The sequence below is a fragment of the Lapidilactobacillus salsurivasis genome (assembly GCF_054785215.1).
In genome coordinates this window covers 58,558-77,198 of the sequence record NZ_BAAABI010000011.1, presented here as the reverse complement: position 1 = coordinate 77,198, position 18,641 = coordinate 58,558, and the positions used below count along the sequence as shown (strand labels likewise).

The window sequence follows — 18,641 nt, the reverse complement described above, 5'->3', positions numbered from 1 at the left end:
ACCGCACGAAAACAATCAAACGCGCTGTTTATGGGCGCTGTAGTTTTTTATCATTAAAAGAGAGAATCCTACTTATCGAGAAATATGGTGCAGCATAAGCCTTAATCGCCAAACGTTAGAAAGAACCGAATAATCTCACCGCTGAGCCACACGTCCTGAGGCGGTTGCTAGGCAGCTATGTGCATATCTGCAGTCGAAGTGGGATATCTGACGAAGTGGTTTTGCAAGTTTGAGGCCAAACAATTGCCAACTTTTTTGGTGATAATGCAACATCAACTGATTGGGATTAGTTGGCTGGTACCGTTTGCATTGGTTGAATATCTTTACCTGTTTCCTAAATAATTCTTGAGTGACGACCGATTCAACTGATTCATCAAGATCATGTCCTAGTTCATCAAGCTGGTTGCACTGGTGTCACCAATTTAAAGCTTGTACCCACTAGCCACGGTCGTCAATTGCGTGGTTCCCCATCAATTGACGATAGCTTATCAGTCGGCGTGAGTACTCAAGCGACTGTTATAACGTTGAGCGGCTGGAGCGGAGCGTGGTGTTGGTGGGCTGTTTGTTCGTCAGGCGGAAGGTCGGGCTGGGGGTGAGTCAGCCGCGATATTATTGTTGGCGATTTATCGCCTACAATAAGGCCGAGTTTTGAGATTTTCGGCGTACTTCCGAAAAGCTCAAAATCGTGCCCGCAGCGTTCCACCACCCCCAGCCCGACCTGGAGCCCCGCCACATTCGTTCACCACCAACGCCACGCGCAGCGCAAGCCGCGGCCAACCTACTTTTTGTCAAGTCGCCGGCACAAACTGTAGCCAATATTAGACGACCCGCGCGGGCCCAGTCCATGTTATAATGATTCCGTCATTAGGGGGCGCGTTATGTCAATTTACAACCGTTTCATCGGAAACATCAAACTCCGCCGCACCGTGGTTTTATTCAGCATCTTCTTGTTGCTGTGGTTGGCGCGGGGGATCATGAGTCTGATTTTACTCACGTTTATCTTCGCTTTTCTAGTCACCCGGGCGATCAATTTCGCCCGCCGGTTGGGCAAAGTTCCCGCTTGGCTGGTGGTCGCGCCGCTTTACATTCTGATCGTCGCTGGCCTATCCTACACCATCGTCCATTATTTGCCCGGCATCGCCAAGCAAACCGCGCACCTCTACAACCTGGTCGTAAATTTCTACAACAGCGACGAATTCGCCCATAATCAAACGATCCAATGGCTGCTAAAATCGATCAACGAGACCAATCTGAAAAGCCAGCTACAAGCCGGGATCACCACGATTTTGGAATACGCCGGCAGCATTACCGCCATGGGCGTGACCGTGATTTTGTCGTTGATCCTGAGTTTCTTCTTCAGTGTGGGCATCGACGAGTTGAAAGACTTCGGGAAAAGCTTCCTCGACTCACCTTTTGGTTGGTATTTCGCCGATTTGAAATTCTTCGCGGATAAATTCATCAACACATTCGGCGTGGTTATTGAGGCGCAAATTTTTATTGCCGTGGTCAACACCCTGATCACCACCGTCACGTTGATTTTCATGAAAATGCCTAACATCCCGGGGCTGGCCTTGATGGTGTTCATCCTCTCCCTGATCCCCGTCGCCGGCGCGATTATTTCCGTGATTCCTCTGTCGATTGTCGCCTATACCGTTGAGGGTTTTCGCGGCATCGTGACGATTCTGATCATGATTTTGATCATCCACGCGCTGGAAGCCTACGTCCTCAATCCCAAGTTCATGAGCAGCCGCACCAAGATCCCCGTCTTCTTCACCTTTGTCGTGCTTCTCGTGGGCGAGCGCCTCTGGGGCACATGGGGCCTGATCATCGGCATCCCCGTGTTCACCTTCTTCCTCGACATCATCGGCGTCAAGAAAATCCCCGGCAACCCCACCACGCCGAAAACACCGGATTCAGCTGCTGCAACCAAAACAGGAAAACCTGATGTCCCCAATCCCACTGATTCGCCGACACCACCGGAAGCAGCCGCCCCTGCGTCAGCGAAGGCGCCAACCACAACAACACAAAATTCCGATAAATCATAAAAAAGTCCTGACACATATACAACTGTGTCAGGATTTTTCATTGGGATCATTCGTCATCAACCGTTTTTTACTGGCCGAATTTTGAGCTTAAAAATTTAGCCGAACCACGTCCAATCACCGGTCTTGTGTTGCTAAATCTGATGATCAAGCCAAGCCCCACTTATTTAGCCGTATCGTGTTTGATGTCATGAATCATGGCCGCACTTTGCGCATCGGAACGCACAATGATGACCGAACACGACGCATAACGCGCTAAGTAGGCCGCGTGGGTGCCTAATGTTTTGCGCCGACCACTTTTCGTTTCGGAACCGATTACCAATAAATCCGGCTTAAAAGAAGGAATCAATTTCTCGGCGATCTCCCGTCCAGGATTTCCTTCCGCCAGCAGGGGCTGAACATCAAGCACGCCAAACTCCCGGGCCTTCTCGCAATAAGTATTTAGATCGCGGGTAATGTTTTCCCGCCAATCGCTGAGTGTCTCTGGCGACAATGATTGAAACACGTTCATATCACCAGTTTCCAAAACCATCGCCACGCCCAAAGGAATGTTGTAGATCTTGGCGACGGTGCAAGCATAGTCAAAGGCCCGCCGCGACGAAATGAAATCATCATCATCCACCGCGATCAGAATTCTCGAATAGTGCATGGTACCAACTTGATATGACGCTAAATCTTCCATAACACTCACCTCCGGGTCTAGTATACTGCTTTCCGGAAAATGGGGCTACCAATAACTTGGTTGTGTATGTTCCAATGTTGGCCGCTGGACTTGGTTGACAAAAGCAGGTTGGCCGCAGCTTGTGCAAACAAAAGTATGATGACCGCAGCTTGCGCTGCGAAATTCGGGGTGAGCTCGCTGTGGGCGCTATTTTGAGCCAATCCGCAAAGGACGCGGCTTGTCTCAAAATCAGGCCTTGTCCTAAGCGGCAGAGCCGCTAAGGACAATTTCACGGCAATCTCACCCCGAATTTCTCCGCTCCAGCCGCTCAACGTTTTAACAGCCGTTTGAGCACCCACGCCGACTGGTAAGCTGTTGCCAATTGATGTGGGGCCACGCAATTGACGACCGTGGTTAGTGGTTACCAGCTTTAAATGGGTGACACCAGTACAGTCTGTCAGATGAACTAAGTCAAGTTCTTGATGAATCAGCTGAATTGGTCGGTTTCCACCCACGGATTGTTTGGGGAACGGGTTAAGCTGTCCAACCGATGCAAACTGTACCGACCAACCAATCCAAATCCGTTGGCATTGCCGTACCACCACACTTGCAAAAGTACTTCGTCAAATCCTTCGTCTCAATTGCAGATCGGCTCAATTCTGCCTAGCAACCGCCTCAGGACGTGTGGCTCAGCGGTGAGATTATTCTTAGCGATTTATCGCTTAGAATAAGGCTCGATTTTAAGACAAGCCGCGCACTTTGCGGATTGGCTTCAAACGATGCCCACCGCGTTCCAGCCACGACAAACGTCCTGAGGCGGTTGCGTTCCCATCCAAACCCACCCCCACTCGCAATCAAGCACAAGATCAAGAATAGAACCCCAACACCTAATTCGGCGCAGATCAACACCCGCGCCGACAAAAAAATCACGCCAGTTCCAATTTTAGTGAGTGAGACCAAAATTGAAACTGACGCGATTTAACTGGTTATTTTTCCTAGAGCAAACGTTGACCTGAAGCTATTTCTTGAAATCGCGGCCCTTATTGACCTCGAAATAAGCGGCGAACCGCTTCACGTAGTTGTGATCCATGTACCACAAAAGGGTACGGCGTTTCAAACTCAAGTCAGGGCGATAGAAGAGCGTTGTGCCCCAACGTTCTTGGCGTAACAACTCCAGCGCGGCCTGTTTGATGTCGTTGTCGACCGCATATTTCTTGAAGATCTTCGCGGGCACGCCTAACCACAATTTCTGTTGGGCCTTATTTTTGTTGCCATACACGATGGGATCGTCGTCCAGATCCTGGGTCACGTAATCACGCACATAATACTGGGCCAAATTATAGCCATTCAAGGTCACGTAGAAACTGCTCCGGCCCTGGCGCAGATTGATCTCGAAGAACTTGAACTGCTGGTCGCGGGCGTCAAATTTCAAGTCGAAATTGGCAAAACCCACGTAGTTGATTTCTTCTAAGAAACGTTGCACGATTTCGTACAGATCCTGATTGTATTCTGGCATGATCGCCACATAATTACCGATTGCTTGCGGCGTCGGATCCTCCAGCAGTGGGTGCCCCAAACACATCATTTTAACATGATGATGTTGATCCACATAAGCGTTGAGCACGCGCATGTTGGAATCATCGCCCGGAATGAAATCTTGCAAAATCAAAGCAGAGGTATAGCCATTATCGTAGATTTTGCCGACGATTTCCTGGAATTCACTGTCTGAATGGATCGTGAAGGCCTTCTTGCGCCCTTCAAAATGAATATCCAGCCATTCCACACTGTTGGCTGGCTTCAGCGCTACCGGATAGGCAAACGGCTGCGCCACTGGACCCGCCTGATAATCCGCTTTGGTGATGATTTGCGTCTGTGGATGGGGCAGCCCATGCTCCTCGGCAATTTTGTAGAAACTTTCCTTGTTATTCAATTCTTTGAGTAAATCGTAGTCCACATAAGGGCAGACAAAAGTTTCACTGAGCTCGTCCTTGTGCTTCGCGATCAATTCCGTGTAGCCATCACTACAGGAAACCAAAATAACCGGCTCCGGATGGTTCGCATATTCTTGGGCAATTTTGCGCATTTCCTGAATGAAAACTGGGTCCTCGTTGAACCCGGGCCGCAGATCAAGGTCGATGATCTTGCTATATCTCGTTGGCGCGAACTGAACGCCGGCAATTGCTTTCACCTTGCGCCCGTAAAGTTCATTGAACGAGCGCGCCATCCCGTAAACGTTGATGTCACTCCCAAGTAGCAGTGGCGTGAATTCTGGCATTGTCATCAAATTACACTTCATTCCCTTAAAATTTGACCAAAAAAACTGTATCAATTCTATATTTTACTATAAACAGTCCTTAATGACAAAACTAGTTTTGATTTCCGCACTGCTTTGGTGCTTGGGTTGGTAAACTTGCCAACGACTTGGGCTGGGCTGGCAAAAGTAGGATGTCCGCAGCTTGCGCTGCGAAATTCGGGGTGAGCTCGCTGTGGGCGTCACTTTGAGCTTTTCGGAAACCCACCGAAAATCTCAAAGCTGAGCCTTATTCTAAGCGGCAAAGCCGCTAAGAATAACGACACGGCGATCTCACCCCGAATTTCTCCGCTCCAGCCGCTCAACGTTATAGCAGCCGTTTGAGCACTCACGCCGAATAGCAAGCTATTGCCAATTGATGGGGAGCCACGCACTTGACGACCGTGGTTGGTGGTCACCAGTTTCAAATTGGTGACACCAGTACAGTCTGTCTGATGAACTGAGGCAAGTTATTGATGAATCCACTGAATCGGTCGGTTTTCAACCAAGGAGTATCTAGGAAGTAGGTAAAGATGTCCAACCAAAGCAAAATGTCCCCACCTCCTAATCCAAATCCGTTGACATTACCGTACCACCTCAAAAGTAGACAATTTGTTTGACCTCTAGCTTGCAAACGCACTTTGTCAGATACTCAACTTCGAATGCAGATAAGCTCGATTCTGTTCAGCAACCGCCTCAGGACGTGTGGCTCAGCGGTGAGATTATTCTTAGCGATTTATCGCTTAGAATAAGGCCTGATTTTGAGACAAGCCGCGGTTTTTGCGGATTGGCTCAAAACAGTGCCCACCGCGTTCCAGCCACGACAAACGTCCTGAGGCGGTTGCGTTCACATCCACACCCCAGCACACCTGCAATCAAGCGACCAAAAATATTTCCTGCATTACTTGCCTGAATAGTCAGCCTGCAACTCCGCGACAACCTGCTCGCGAACCGCCGGCGGACAGTAGGCGGCGTTGATCGCGTTGAGATTGAACTGTAAGAACTGGGCCTTGGTGATGCCAAAATACTGTTGCCATAACCCGTATTCTTTGGTCAGATCTGTGTTAGAAACCGTGCGATTATCTGTGTTGATCGTGATTTTCATGCCCGCGGCTAGAAATTCGGCGACGGGATAATGAGCCACGTCACTGATCGCCTTGGTCTGCAAATTGCTGGTCAAGCACATTTCAATGGTCGCGCCAGCTTGGGCGAAAGTTTTTTGAAAATCGGGATGGCCGGCTAACGCGACGCCATGGCCGATGCGGCGGATCTGCAGGGCTAAGGCGGCAATCACGTTGTGGGCGCAGTGGCTTTCACCGGCGTGGACGGTTAAGGGTAAATCCAAGCCTTCTGCGTATTTAATAGCAGGGGTGATGGTCTCGGTGCCAAAACCGGCTTCATCGCCGGCGAAGTCGCCACCAACTAAGCCTTGTCCTAGGTATGGTAAAGCTTGGTCGAACATTCTCTCGCCTTGAGCCAGCGGGAATTGGCGCATGGCGCAGACCAGCAAACCGGAATCCACCCCGAACTCGGCGCGGCCTTGCGCTAAGCCGCGCAAGACGGCCTCGATGCTTTCTGTCACGGTCAAGCCTTGTTCGGTGGTGAGATCCGGAGCGTAGCGGACTTCGATGTAGCGAACATTTTCAGCGGCACACTGGCCAATCAAGTCATGCGCTGCCAATTCTAGCGCCGGCGCGGTTTGAAGCAAGGGTAGGACCACGTCGAAGCGGCGCAGGTAATCCATTAAATCCTTCGCGTCTTCCGTGACACTAACCAGTTTCCGTAATTCTTGATCATCCTGTGGCAGGTAAAGGTGCGCCATAGCGGCCAGTCGATGGATGGTGGGCAGTGGCAGCGAGCCGTCCAAATGGCAATGCAGCTCCACTTTCTTCAATGCGTGTAATTCAGTTTCTGTTAACATCTAACCACCTCATTTTCCAATTGTTGCTTCAACAATAACCGTTTTCATCAGAAACTGCAACGCCATTTTAGAAAAAAAGTTATCGTAACGGCAATGACAGCGCTTAATCTTGGTGGTACAATGAAGAGGCTCACCCTAATCTTAGCCCGGTTTTCACGGTTGCGGCGACGGCATTGTTCGGATTTTGAGAAAATGTTTCCGCGTTAAACGAGCTATGTTAAAATGGGGTCAGGTAGCAGCAACTAGACATGAGGAGGTATTTTTCTATGCGAATGGTCGATATGATCGCCAAGAAACGTGATGGCGGGAAGTTATCCACAGCGGAAATTCAATTTATTATTACAGGTTACACGGATGGGTCGATTCCCGATTATCAAATGAGCGCCCTCTTGATGGCGATTTATTTGAAAGGGATGGAAGACGATGAAATCGCGACTTTAGCCAAAACAATGCTGGATTCCGGCGAAGTGCTGGACTTAAGCATGATTGCAGGCATCAAGGTCGATAAGCACTCTACCGGTGGTGTCGGCGACAAGATCAGTATTCCTCTGGCGCCGTTAGTGGCGGCAGCCGGCGCGAAGAATCCGATGATCTCTGGTCGTGGCTTGGGTCACACTGGCGGGACCTTGGACAAGTTGGAGGCGATTCCTAACTTCAACGTGGACGAAACGGTTGAGCAGTTCATCAAGCAGGTGCAAGATCATGGCACCGCCATCGTCAGCGCAAGTACTGATGTGGCGCCAGCTGACCGCAAGATTTATGCGTTGCGCGATGTGACCAGCACAGTTGAATCGATTCCGTTGATTGCCAGCTCGATCATGAGTAAGAAATTGGCTTCTGGCACCAACGCGCTGGTGCTGGACGTGAAATCCGGCAATGGCGCCTTCATGAAGACTGAAGCGCAAGCGAAGAAATTGGCCGAAACTTTGGTGGCGATCGGCAAACAAAATGGGGTCCCATGTGTCGCGTATTTGACCGACATGAACCAACCACTGGGCTACACCATTGGTAATGCCTTGGAAATCAAGGAATCCATTGATGTGCTCCGCGGCGAAGGTCCTGAAGACGTCACCGAATTGACGCTGGTTTTAGGCGCGGAAATGTTGGTTCTGGCTGGCATTAGCCCTGATACTGCGGCGGCGCGGGAAATTCTGCAAGCGCGGATCGCGGACGGCAGTGCTTTAGAAGCCTTCCGCCAATTGATTCGTGATCAAGGCGGCGACGCGGACATCGTCGATCACCCTGAGAAATTACCACAAGCGCTCTCCACGTTGGACATTACCGCCAAAAGCGCTGGCTACGTGGTGGGCATGCAAACCAACGATTTGGGCATCGCCTCAATGAAGATCGGCGGCGGCCGGGCCAAGAAGACCGATTTAGTCGATCCTGCAGTCGGCATCGTTTTGCATAAGAAGATTGGCGATCAAGTTGTCGTGGGTGAAGCTTTAGCCACCCTGTATTTGAACGCGCCAGCGCCACAAGAGGTTCAAGATCAAGTGCTCAACAGCATTGAGATCGGCGCAGACAAGCCTGAGATCCCAGCTTTGATCCACGAGATCGTTAAATAACCTATTCAAATAAAAGGTACGCATACAACACGATTCAAAAAAGAGTGCTCACCATCCCGGCTAATGCTTATGCACTGGGGTGGTGAGCACGTTTCAATTATGCCCGCAGCTTGCGCTACGAAATTCGGGGTGAGCTCGCTGTGGGCGCTGTTTTGAGCCAATCCGCAAAGTGCGCGGCTTGTCTCAAAATCAGGCCTTGTCCTAAGCGGCAAAGCCGCTAAACGTGTTCGCCGACCTAGCTTCTTCCGCTTAGCTACGCAACTATTCCGGAGGCAAAGCCCAGCCTCCAAAATAGTTGCTAGGCTAATGCTCAGAAGCTGCCCAGGTCGGCTCGCACTCTCAGCCATTTCACGGCGATCTCACTCCGAATTTCTCCGCTCCAGCCGCTCAACGTTTTAACAGTCGTTTGAGCACTCACGCCATTTGGCAGGCTATTGCTACTTGATGCGGAGCCACGCAATTGACGACCGTGGTTAGTGGTCACCAGTTTTAAATTGGTGACACCAGTGCAGTCTGTTTGATCAACTAGGTCAAGTTCCTGATGAATCAGCTGAATCGATCGGTTTCTTCGGGAATTGGCTAAGGAGCAGGTAAAGATGTTTAACCAAGACAACCTGTGCCAACTAACTAATCCACATCAGTTGATGATGCAGCACGGCCCGCAACAAATGCGCAGCGAGAATGGGTCGACTATTAGCATTAGCCTAGCGTAGTTAAACGCAGCGGTCAATTGCGCGCAGCACATTTTGAATAAAGCAGATCCTGCTCTCTCTTCCAGAGCAGGATCTTTTTGTCATCAAAAAAGTCTAGAACTCCTGGTGTGAAACCATCTTTCAACACCAAAAATTCTAGACCCATCTTTTATTGGCCAATTATTAAACTGCGCTTTCCACTAACGGCCGTCAATTGGGTAATATCTCATCAATTGAACACAGTTAGTTAGTCAGCGAGCGTGTTTAACTGGATATGTTGCCGCTGGCATGATAGAAATTGGTAGCCACTGTCTCTCCACTCAACTATTAGCTCAGGAAGCGCTGCGAATTGTTGGCCAAATTCGAGCATTAACAACCGCAGGAATTTCCGCATTTTCGATAATTTTTTTCACAAAAAAGGCGCAAATAGTTTTGCGCCTCGCTGCACAATTATGCTATACTCAGGGCTAATATCCTGAACACCGGATATTGATGATCACTGACACAATTCGTTTTTGAGCAGTTGATCGACGGCGGCCTTCGTGCTGGCCCAATGATCATTGACGATCACATGTGCCAGGGGCTGCAACGCTGCTGGTACCTGCAGATCCCGCTGCGATTCGGCGCTGGCCAATCGTTGCTTGATCGTTGCCGGCGCATCGCCGCGTCTTTCTATGCGTTCCTTGAGGATTTCCGGATCGGAAATCGCCAAATACAGCACGATCAGCTGTTGTGGCATCACCTGGGCATAAGACTCTGCCCCCTTGGTGTCCAAGATCAGACTGACCAACCGCCGCTGTTGCCACGCCCGCTGCAAGGCTTCCCGGGAAGAGCCATAATGATAACCCGCGTAGCTAACCGATTCAATATAGTGGTTCTGAACGAAACTGGCCTCGGTCTCAAAATAGTAATCGCGGCCATCCACTTCATTAGCGCGCGGCGGACGGGTGGTGTGGGTGATGACGCGGGTAATGCCATAAGTGTCGCGCAAGTAATTGCTGACGGTGGTTTTGCCTGTACCGGAGGCGCCGGTGATGATCAATAATTTGTTCGTGTTCATTGCAACATCGATACTCCTTTTAAGTTTTGGTCTCATGATGGTTGGTTCGATGATCAAGCATCCAGACTCGATCGGCAAATTTTTCCAAAAAAATAAAACGAAATGAGGCAGCTGCATGGAAATCACAGCGATCAAGATTGGCGATCAATTCAAATGCCAAGTCAAGGAAGATATGGGTTATCACTTCACTGGTGAAGTTGAGAAAATCTACGAACACGCGGTGCTGCTTCATATTATTGAACATGACGAGCGCGATAATGAAAATGTTTATGAGTTGAACAATCGCATTGTCGTTAACTGCAAGCAATTATCCGCGATCGCCTAGTGCCCGCGTCCCGACCGTGACCGTCAAGCCACTGAAGGGCGAACGCTTTGCTGCGCGTGCCTAACGCGTTAAGTCACAACGTCAACCAAGCAAGACTGCCCCGCTTCTGTGGAGTCGGTCTTTTTTTCGTGGTTGGATTTAGGGGAAACGCCCCCGCAAAACTAAGAAAATGGTGATTAGGTTCATTATACCGAATTTTGCCCCCGTTTTGCGCGTCGATCATGGAAATCTTTTGGCAAATTTCCACGCTGCCAATCACGCCGCCCGTCATAGTCGATTCTGGCGCAGATGCAGATTTTTCCACAAATTTCGCTTGTGTTTTTTAATCATAAGTGCCATGCTTGATAGTTGGGAGTAGCTCTCGATTGCTTTGTTGCGCGCCCGATTTTTTGGGTTTAGCAGCGGCGATCAAGCAGGAGCGTGGAAATTTAGCTGTTGCCATCAAGACGACATGTTTTCACTTGGGAAAAATGAACCTGGCACTTCGGTTCTGGTAAAACGATTGATTGATTTCATTTATTTTAGGGGAAACGGAACGCGTTGGCGTACTTAAAAGTATGGCTGCTTAACTGCACCTCGGTTAAACGCGGCGAGCCGACCGCGCCGCCAAAACTTTTCCTCTGGCGATCCAGTGAAAGCTTAAATAAATCTTACGAGCACTACTGATTAACTTTCCGCCAAACTGCTGTTAAAATGAAAGGCGAGCAGAATCTCAAACTGTTTTTCAGAAAATAAGTAAGTCAACTGGGCAGAGCACGCAGGGTTGTGCATTAAGCAGACATTAAGGAGATAACATGTGTGGAATTATAGCATTTGACGACACAACGATTACTGACAAGCGGGCAGTGATCGAGGATATGATGGAGATGATTCGCCATCGTGGGCCAAATATCAAAGGCGGCGGGCACTATCTCAATGACCAGGTAGCGCTAGGTTTCTGTCGGCTAAGTATCATTGATCTTCAAGGCGGTGGGCAGCCAATTTCCAATGAAGATGGCACGATCATGATCACTTTTAACGGTGAGATCTATAATTATCAACATTTACGGACGGAACTATTGGCGGCGGGCCACGTGTTCAAAACCAAGGCGGACACCGAGGTCTTGCTCCACGGTTATGAAGAATGGGGCATGGCCGGGACGTTGAAGCGGGTCCGGGGCATGTTTGCTTATTTGATTTGGGACGACAACAAACAGACCCTTTATGGCGCCCGGGATTTCTTCGGGATCAAACCCCTGTATTATTACGATAATGGCACGACTTTTATCATCGGTTCTGAGATCAAGGCCTTTTTGAAGCACCCAAATTTCAAAAAGGAACTGAACAAGGATGCGCTGAAATCCTATTTAATGAACCAATACAATGATCTCCCTGAAACTTTCTTCAAAAATGTCTATCGCTTCCCTGCTGGACATTGGTTCGAACGACATGACCAGCACACCAAGCTGCACGAATATTGGGACGCGAAATATGACATCGACTATAACCGCACACCAGAAGACACGGTCAAAGCGATTGATGAAACCGTGGCGGAATCCGTCAAAATGCACAATATCGCGGATGTGCCCGTTGGTAGTTTCCTGTCCGAAGGCGTCGATTCCAGTTATATTACCACGCTGTTGCGCCCTAAAGAGGTCTTCAGTGTGAATTTCGACAATGGTCCCTACAACGAAGCTAGTGCAGCCAAAGCCTTATCTGATGCCGAGGGACTCCATTTCAACGAAACGACGGTCAACGCTGACGAGGCCTTCCATGACTTTGCGGAAATGCAGTACCACATGGATGAACCTGATGGCAATCCCTCACTGATCCCGCTGTGGTATCTTTGCCGCCTCGCCCGCAAGAAGGTCACCGTCGCGCTTTCTGGAGAAGGCGCGGATGAACTTTTTGCCGGTTATGTCAATTATGGCATGCACTCACACCACCAAATGATCAAGGTTTTCGCCAACGGCTTGAGCAAACTGCCACTGGCGGCGCGGACCCGGCTGGCCCACGGCATCAAGAAGATGCCTAATTTCCCCGGCAAAACGCACTTGTACACCCATACCGCCGAGCCATCCGCTTATTATGTGGGTGAATCGGTGATTTATGATCCCGACCAACCAACGATCTTCACCAGCAAACAGGCCAATCAGGTCTTGTGTGCCCCTTTCCGCAACGACGCCAATATCCATGACAACTATCGCGAAGACTTCCGCAAAGTCGCGAACGCCGAGGCTGTCAAGCAAATGCAGTATATCGACTTACATCACTTCATGTTGAATGATATTTTACAAAAAGCCGATAAAATTTCTATGGCGCACTCGCTGGAGCTACGTGTGCCTTTCCTGGATAAGAAGGTTGCTGAATTGGCTAATTCAATTCCCTCCGACCTCCTCTTGACTAAGAATGATACCAAAGATATCTTCCGGCAAGCGGCGGCGCGTCATTTGCCGGAGGACTGGGCCACCCGCCCTAAACTGGGCTTTCCAGTACCGATCAAGACGTGGCTCCGCGAAGAGAAATATTTTCAGCAAGTCAAGGCATTATTTAACGAGGATTGGGTCCGCGAGTTCTTCGACCGGGATCAAATCATCACCCTCCTCGTCGATAACTACACCGGCCGCATCGACGCGCGCCGCCAAGTTTGGACGATCTACACCTTCCTCGTTTGGTACCAACTGTACTTCCGCGACTTTGACAACACGCTGGCGAAATACAGCCATGTTCAGCCGGAAGTCCAGGCGCTGATGGACAGTGGCAAGCTGACTAACTGAGCTGCGTACCATGATCAACTAACAGCCGCTCCGCAACCGCGGCACTAATAGATTCGCTGCTAGCCAAAGAAAAAAGTGAGTGCACATCCGGGCAAGATGTGCGCTCACTTTTTTTAAAGGGGAGGAGTAAAAATGAAGAAAAATTTGGTTTGTTAGCGACACCGGGCAAGTGTGCCAACTGGCATATTGTGGCGGGCAACCACTGAACGCCGCTGATCATTGACGGGCAATCAATGATCAGATTTAAGTTTAAGATTTGTCTTGGAGTTGATAGATTGCAAGGTCCGCTCGCACACCGGGCAAGTGTTTGAGGTTTTCCTTTGCTTTCTATGTTAATAACTATAACCTGAATGTTTGACTTGCCTTTGCTCAAATTGTGCTACTTAGGCGATAAAAAATTGAAGAAACTATGAACACGTTTCGAATCAGAGTGTGAGCCACCCCGGGTAGCTTCTGAGCATTAACCTAGCCAGGATTTTGGAGGCTGAACTTTGCCTCCGGAAGCCTGGCGTAGTTAAGCGCAAGAAGCTGGGCTGGCGATCACGTTTCGAATCAGAGTGTGAGCCGCCCCGGGTAGCGCTTGAGCATTAGCCTAGCCATTGTTTTGGAAGCGCACCTTGCTTCCGGAACAATGGCGTAGCTAAGCGGAAAGCGCTGGGGCGGCGATCACGTTTCTATCACGACCGCAGCTTGCGCTGCGCGTGGCGTTGGTGGTTGTCAGATGTGGTAAGGCTCCAGGTCGGGCTGGGGGTGGTGGAACGCAGCGGGCACGACTTGAAGCTTTTCGGAAACCCGCCGAAAAGCTTCAAGCTCGGCCTTATTGTAGGCGATAAATCGCCAACAATAATGTCGCGGCTGACTCACCCCCCAGCCCGACCTTCCGCCAACAAACAAACGATCCACCAACGCCAGAGTGCGAAACACAACGGGTTGACTTTGAGCATTAACCTAGCTAGGCTTTTGGAGGCTGGTCTTAGCCTCCAGAAGCCTAGCGTAGTTAAGCGCAGAAGTCAGTTGTGTGGAGCACGTTTCAACGCCACGCTCCGCTCCAGCCGCTCAACGTTTTAACAGCCGTTTGAGCACTCTCACTGACTGACAAGCTATGGCCAATTGATGAAGTGCTACACAATTGACGACCTCGGTTCGTGGTTTCCAGTTTTATCTTGGCGACACCGGGAAGGCTGAGCTGCACGCTTCATTTTTTACTGAATCAGTGTGATTGATGGGTTAACGACCATAAATTATTTTTTTGCGGGGCAAAGTTGCTGGCGTAAACCGAGAGATCCCTGCCACTTTGTTCGAATTCATGATGTTGCCTGACTGCCCTGCCAGCAAATGGTAAATCAGGGGGCGTTGCTTTGATCGTTGAAAATCACAGCGAGCGATCGGACTGCAGTGGATCGCGGGGATCCCAGAAATTATCCAAAAGTAAGCCAAATAATAAGCCGAGAATCGCCGGGATCAGCCAGCCCAGACCATAATCAGATAGGGGCAAGGCCGCATTCCACCAAGCGAGGCGATTTAGCCAGGCGGACTGATCGATTAGTTTTCCTGGTAGGCTAGTCAACGCAGCCAAAAGTGCGGGGAGCGCCACGAGAATCATCGGCATTCGGTAGGCCCAGCGATGGGGTGGCTTGACGAAGAACGTGGTCAAGGCACTGAGCACCAAGGCGATTGCCAACGGGTACATGAAGGTCAAGAAAGTGTCCGAATAGGTAATCAGTTGATCCAAGCCCACATTGGCAATCACCACCGCCACGCCGCTCACTATTAAGATCCATTTTTGGTAAGGAACGCGGGGGTAAAGTTGCTCGAAAGTCTCGCCAAATGACGTGATCAGACCCACCGCTGTCTTCAAACAAGCCAGAATCACCAAGGCGCCGAGGACCACTTGCCCGAGGTTGCCGAAATAATGATTGGCTACCATGGCCAGAACAACGGCCCCATTGGTCTGAACGCCATAAGTTTGCACACTGGTCGCGCCTAAATAGGCTAAGCAGCCATAAATCACACTCATCAAAACGGTACTGATGATGCCCGCGCGAATCGTTTCTTTGGCGACCATCTTCGGCGTGGTCACGCCGCGCTGGCGCACCGCATTGACGATCACGATCCCAAAGGCCAACGCCGCCAACAGATCCATCGTATTGTAGCCCACACCGAACCCGGTGCTGAACGGATGCCCGCCATAGCCGGCCAGCGCTCGCTGATCCACCGCGCCCATTGGCTGCAAAAAGGTCACCAGCAACAACGTCGCCAGGATCACCAAAAACAGTGGGTTCAAAATTTTACCGACATAATCCAGTAACTTAGCCGGCCGGCGGGACAACCAATAGGCCACCCCCAAGAAAATCAGCGAGAACACCAACAGCGGCCACCACTGCGAACTCTCCGTCAAATAAGGCCCAAAGCTGATCACAAAGGCGGTGTCCGCCAAACGCGGCAAAATAAATAACGGCCCGATCATCAAATACAACAACACCGTGAAGATCCGCCCAAAATGCCGGCCAACTTTACTGGCGATCGCCAACAGGCCGCTGCTCTGCGTCAACCCAATCGCGCAAACACCCAGCAGTGGCAAGCCTACCGCGCTGACCAGCATGCCCAATAAGGCCGGCCAGAAATGTTGCCCCGCGCTTTGCCCCAAGGACACGGGAAAAATCAAATTGCCCGAGCCAAAAAAGAGGCCAAATAACAAAGAGCCCGTAAAAATCAATTCACGCGTGCTTAATTTATCCTTCTTCAATCCACTACCCCAAAACTTTCTCACCTAAACCATATTCTAGAACAGCCAATTGGATTTTGCCCGGTCCAATTGGCTGTTTTTTTACTTAATCTTCACTGACAAACACACTTGATGGCACTCGAATCATCGTATACTCCAACGCGTTATGGCCGACTTTCATGCCCAGACCATTCCAGAAACCAGGCTTATAAGTCGCTTCGACCCGAGCCACAAACGCTTGATTGTAGCGCTTATCCGCCTTCTTGATCATCTTGTTCGGGAAATGGTAAACCCGCGCGCCAATCGAAACCGGCTTACTTCCAGTCGCGATACTTGCGTGAATACTCTTGACCTGATTGCGATGGCCTTCAGTCCAATAGGTGTAAGTTTGGATCGCTTCCCGGCCTGAACCGCGAGCCACGGTGACCATATAGCCGGTCCCGCCACTGGTTTGCAGCACCAAGGGCTCGGTCGTGTAGCTCACCGCCACGCGGTCCTGTTCGCTAACATCGACCCGATTGAACAAGGTTTGGTACGCCATGAAAACAAAGCCCGCCGCAAACACGACGACCAGCAACATATCTTTGCCAAAAACAGGCCAGCTGAATGTCTTCCGGTTCATCACGATCATGCGAATGTGGCGATGGCGGATGTTTTGAATTATTACGATGAGATAGACCAATAATAGCAACCATGCACCAATACCGATCAAATTCCAACCTGAATTCATTTTCAATACCTCCCAAAAGCATCTATCTAAAATTATAACTTATTCTCTCGGTCCCTGCACGGAAACAAAGGTCATTCCTGCGAAATTTTCTGGAAACGCGAACTTTTCGCGTTGGCTGGATGAAAGTAGTCTGGCCGCAGCTTGCGCTGCGAAATTCGGGGTGAGCTCGCTGTGGGCGTCACTTTGAGCTTCGCAAAAACCGCGAATCTCAAAGCTGAGCCTTGACCTAAGCGGTAAACCGCTAAGGTCAATTTCACGGCGATCTCACCCCGAATTTCTCCGCTCCAGCCGCTCAACGTTATAGCAGACGTTTGAGCACTCACGCCGACTGGCAAGCTATCGCCAATTGATGGGGAACCACGCAATTGACGACCGTGGTTAGTGATTACAATTTTTAAATTGATGACACCAGCACAGTCCGTCTGATGAACTGAGGCAAGTTCTTGATGAATCGGCTGAATCGGTCTGTTTCGCCAAGAATTGTTAAGGAAACAAGTAGAGATGTTCTGACTACTCAAAGTGTCCCAATCTTCTACCCCAAATCAGTTGGCATTGCCGTACCACCTCAAAAGAGGGCGATTGTTTGACCTATCGCTTGCCAAAGCACTACGTCAAATCCTTCGCTTCGATGGCAGATAGGCTCAATTCTGCCGAGCAACCGCCTCAGGACGTGTGGCTCAGCGGTGAGATTATTCTTAGCGATTTATCGCTTAGAATAAGGCTCGATTTGAAGACAAGCCGCTGGGCTTGCGGATTGGCTTCAAACGATGCCCACCGCGTTCCAGCCACGACAAACGTCCTGAGGCGGTTGCGTCACCACCTAACCCTACCAAACCCGCAATCAAGCGAAAATAAAAAATAGGAGCCCAGTCCAACTCAATCGCCCACCCCTAAGCCCGGGGCGCGTTACCCAGATAACGCTGATCATACACTTCCGCCAAATGATGACGGATCGTCTCGATCATCAGCCGCGTCGATGGTGTTTTGGCCTGGACCTTGTTGCTAATCATGCAGATTGTCCGATAAAACGGTTGGTCGAAGGGATAGATATGGACGCGGCCGGTCAATTTTTGTAAGGCTAGTTCGGGCAAAATGCCGAGACCCAAGTCGCTTTCTACCATGGAAAGAATCGATTGATCGTCGATCGAATAGGAAATCGAGCTGGTGGTCACGTCGTAACGATCCAGGGCTTTTTTCGTATCGCCATCGTAATCGATCTGTTGCAAAATAAAATGGCGGCTACCAATGTCATTCAAGGTGACACTCTCCCGATTGGCGGGGACGAAGTTGGTGGGGGTGACGCAGCGGATCGGATCGGCCAACAGTGGCTCAACGATCAAATCGTCATCCACTGGCAGTGTGGAAAAACCTAGATCCACGCGGCCTTGGCGGACCATTTTTTCGATTTGGGTGAAGGTGCCTTGAATAATGCTGATCTCAATGCTGGGAAACTGCTGACGAAACGCCTGGATCACTGGTGGCAACCAGTTGATGCAGACACTGCTGAAGGCGCCGATCCGGATCGAGCCGGCATTCAAGCCTTGGATATTGGCGGCCACTTGCTTCAACTGCGCCTCCATATTCAGGATTGCTTGAACCAGCGGATAAATCGCCTGGCCGTCGCTGGTCAGCTCGACTCCGGTTCGGCGCCGAATAAATAGAGGAAAGCCAAGCTCGGTCTCGAATTGATTGATCGAATGGCTGATGGCGCTAGGCGTCACATGCAGGGCCTGCGCCGCTTGATTGAAGGTTTGACAAGCCACGACTTTCGCGAAAACTTCGTATTGAAAAATTGCCATCACTTTTTGCTCCTTTTAGCGTGAAAAACATTCACTATAAATTCAAGTAGTTGAAATTTACTATTGTCTAAA

Annotated in this window: 21 protein-coding genes and 1 pseudogene; 8 read left to right on the top strand and 14 right to left on the bottom strand. The window is 50.2% G+C overall.

The genetic code is table 11. From position 1 onward, the window contains the following. The first annotated feature begins 455 nt into the window (after positions 1-455). Together ACYVSB_RS11305 and ACYVSB_RS11300 are read left to right on the top strand one after the other, a co-directional pair. Positions 456-596 carry a hypothetical protein gene (locus ACYVSB_RS11305; RefSeq protein WP_461219456.1) on the top strand — a complete coding sequence of 47 codons (141 nt, stop codon included), beginning with the start codon at positions 456-458 and terminating at the stop codon, positions 594-596. 282 nt (positions 597-878) lie between these two features. Further along, positions 879-1,886 (top strand): annotated as a pseudogene (locus ACYVSB_RS11300) (AI-2E family transporter); the annotation flags it as partial. 319 nt (positions 1,887-2,205) lie between these two features. Here ACYVSB_RS11300 and ACYVSB_RS11295 read toward each other — a convergent pair. Beyond that, positions 2,206-2,724 (bottom strand): universal stress protein, encoded by a 519-nt coding sequence (locus tag ACYVSB_RS11295; RefSeq protein ID WP_461219455.1) that lies wholly within the window; start codon positions 2,722-2,724, stop codon positions 2,206-2,208. Between the two features lie 17 nt (positions 2,725-2,741). Next, on the bottom strand, positions 2,742-3,218 hold the full coding sequence (locus ACYVSB_RS11290) for a hypothetical protein (RefSeq protein ID WP_461219454.1): 477 nt from the start codon (positions 3,216-3,218) through the stop codon (positions 2,742-2,744). A 167-nt stretch (positions 3,219-3,385) separates the two neighbouring features. Here ACYVSB_RS11290 and ACYVSB_RS11285 point away from each other — a divergent pair, with 167 nt between their 5' ends. Next, positions 3,386-3,685, top strand: a complete 300-nt coding sequence (locus ACYVSB_RS11285) for a hypothetical protein (protein WP_461219453.1) — start codon at positions 3,386-3,388, stop codon at positions 3,683-3,685. Between the two features lie 36 nt (positions 3,686-3,721). Here ACYVSB_RS11285 and ACYVSB_RS11280 read toward each other — a convergent pair whose 3' ends face one another. From ACYVSB_RS11280 to ACYVSB_RS11270, 3 genes are all read right to left on the bottom strand, one after another. Next, positions 3,722-4,984: a carboxylate--amine ligase gene (locus ACYVSB_RS11280; RefSeq protein ID WP_461219452.1), complete on the bottom strand. Its 1,263-nt coding sequence runs from the start codon at positions 4,982-4,984 to the stop codon at positions 3,722-3,724. A gap of 85 nt (positions 4,985-5,069) precedes the next feature. After that, the gene (locus ACYVSB_RS11275) at positions 5,070-5,222 is read right to left on the bottom strand and encodes a hypothetical protein (protein WP_461219451.1); all 153 of its coding nucleotides are present in this window, start codon (positions 5,220-5,222) and stop codon (positions 5,070-5,072) included. Beyond that, positions 5,197-5,421 (bottom strand): hypothetical protein, encoded by a 225-nt coding sequence (locus ACYVSB_RS11270; RefSeq protein ID WP_461219450.1) that lies wholly within the window; start codon positions 5,419-5,421, stop codon positions 5,197-5,199. The genes ACYVSB_RS11275 and ACYVSB_RS11270 overlap by 26 nt, the downstream gene beginning before the upstream one ends. Positions 5,422-5,609: 188 nt before the next feature. On the opposite strand from ACYVSB_RS11270, the gene ACYVSB_RS11265 reads away from it, so the two are divergent. After that, entirely contained in the window at positions 5,610-5,906 is a 297-nt protein-coding gene (locus ACYVSB_RS11265; protein WP_461219449.1) for a hypothetical protein, read from the top strand. Here the strand turns inward: ACYVSB_RS11265 and add are convergent. After that, positions 5,895-6,914, bottom strand: a complete 1,020-nt coding sequence (add, locus tag ACYVSB_RS11260) for an adenosine deaminase (RefSeq protein ID WP_461219448.1) — start codon at positions 6,912-6,914, stop codon at positions 5,895-5,897. The two genes, ACYVSB_RS11265 and add, sit on opposite strands and share 12 nt — an antisense overlap. 266 nt (positions 6,915-7,180) lie before the next feature. On the opposite strand from add, the gene ACYVSB_RS11255 reads away from it, so the two are divergent. After that, positions 7,181-8,482 carry a pyrimidine-nucleoside phosphorylase gene (locus ACYVSB_RS11255; RefSeq protein ID WP_461219447.1) on the top strand — a complete coding sequence of 434 codons (1,302 nt, stop codon included), beginning with the start codon at positions 7,181-7,183 and terminating at the stop codon, positions 8,480-8,482. Positions 8,483-8,487: 5 nt separating this feature from the next. On the opposite strand, the gene ACYVSB_RS11250 is transcribed toward ACYVSB_RS11255, so the two are convergent. The 3 genes from ACYVSB_RS11250 to ACYVSB_RS11240 all read right to left on the bottom strand — a co-directional run bounded on the left by ACYVSB_RS11250 (position 8,488) and on the right by ACYVSB_RS11240 (position 10,234). Then, positions 8,488-8,829, bottom strand: a complete 342-nt coding sequence (locus ACYVSB_RS11250) for a hypothetical protein (protein WP_461219446.1) — start codon at positions 8,827-8,829, stop codon at positions 8,488-8,490. After that, positions 8,793-8,966 carry a hypothetical protein gene (locus ACYVSB_RS11245; RefSeq protein ID WP_461219445.1) on the bottom strand — a complete coding sequence of 58 codons (174 nt, stop codon included), beginning with the start codon at positions 8,964-8,966 and terminating at the stop codon, positions 8,793-8,795. Before ACYVSB_RS11245 ends, ACYVSB_RS11250 begins: the two co-directional genes overlap by 37 nt. A 704-nt stretch (positions 8,967-9,670) precedes the next feature. Next, a complete protein-coding gene (locus tag ACYVSB_RS11240; RefSeq protein WP_461219444.1) occupies positions 9,671-10,234 on the bottom strand; it encodes a guanylate kinase in 564 nt (187 codons plus the stop codon). A 115-nt stretch (positions 10,235-10,349) separates the two neighbouring features. On the opposite strand from ACYVSB_RS11240, the gene ACYVSB_RS11235 reads away from it, so the two are divergent. Together ACYVSB_RS11235 and asnB are read left to right on the top strand one after the other, a co-directional pair. Then, positions 10,350-10,559 (top strand): DUF2187 domain-containing protein, encoded by a 210-nt coding sequence (locus tag ACYVSB_RS11235; RefSeq protein WP_461219443.1) that lies wholly within the window; start codon positions 10,350-10,352, stop codon positions 10,557-10,559. A 794-nt stretch (positions 10,560-11,353) separates the two neighbouring features. Beyond that, a complete protein-coding gene (asnB, locus tag ACYVSB_RS11230; protein WP_461219442.1) occupies positions 11,354-13,315 on the top strand; it encodes an asparagine synthase (glutamine-hydrolyzing) in 1,962 nt (653 codons plus the stop codon). Positions 13,316-14,345: 1,030 nt separating this feature from the next. Here the strand turns inward: asnB and ACYVSB_RS11225 are convergent. From ACYVSB_RS11225 to ACYVSB_RS11210, 4 genes are all read right to left on the bottom strand, one after another. Next, complete coding sequence (locus tag ACYVSB_RS11225) at positions 14,346-14,507, bottom strand: hypothetical protein (protein WP_461219441.1); 162 nt, start codon at positions 14,505-14,507, stop codon at positions 14,346-14,348. A gap of 180 nt (positions 14,508-14,687) precedes the next feature. Further along, entirely contained in the window at positions 14,688-16,061 is a 1,374-nt protein-coding gene (gene brnQ / locus ACYVSB_RS11220; protein WP_461219440.1) for a branched-chain amino acid transport system II carrier protein, read from the bottom strand. 85 nt (positions 16,062-16,146) lie between these two features. After that, positions 16,147-16,770 (bottom strand): LVIS_2131 family protein, encoded by a 624-nt coding sequence (locus ACYVSB_RS11215; RefSeq protein WP_461219439.1) that lies wholly within the window; start codon positions 16,768-16,770, stop codon positions 16,147-16,149. Positions 16,771-16,841: 71 nt separating this feature from the next. Continuing rightward, positions 16,842-17,288 carry a hypothetical protein gene (locus ACYVSB_RS11210; RefSeq protein ID WP_461219438.1) on the bottom strand — a complete coding sequence of 149 codons (447 nt, stop codon included), beginning with the start codon at positions 17,286-17,288 and terminating at the stop codon, positions 16,842-16,844. Positions 17,289-17,353: 65 nt separating this feature from the next. Here ACYVSB_RS11210 and ACYVSB_RS11205 point away from each other — a divergent pair, with 65 nt between their 5' ends. Next, complete coding sequence (locus ACYVSB_RS11205; protein WP_461219437.1) at positions 17,354-17,632, top strand: hypothetical protein; 279 nt, start codon at positions 17,354-17,356, stop codon at positions 17,630-17,632. A gap of 28 nt (positions 17,633-17,660) precedes the next feature. On the opposite strand, the gene ACYVSB_RS11200 is transcribed toward ACYVSB_RS11205, so the two are convergent. Beyond that, positions 17,661-18,569: a LysR family transcriptional regulator gene (locus ACYVSB_RS11200; RefSeq protein ID WP_461219436.1), complete on the bottom strand. Its 909-nt coding sequence runs from the start codon at positions 18,567-18,569 to the stop codon at positions 17,661-17,663. Between the last annotated feature and the right edge of the window lie 72 nt (positions 18,570-18,641).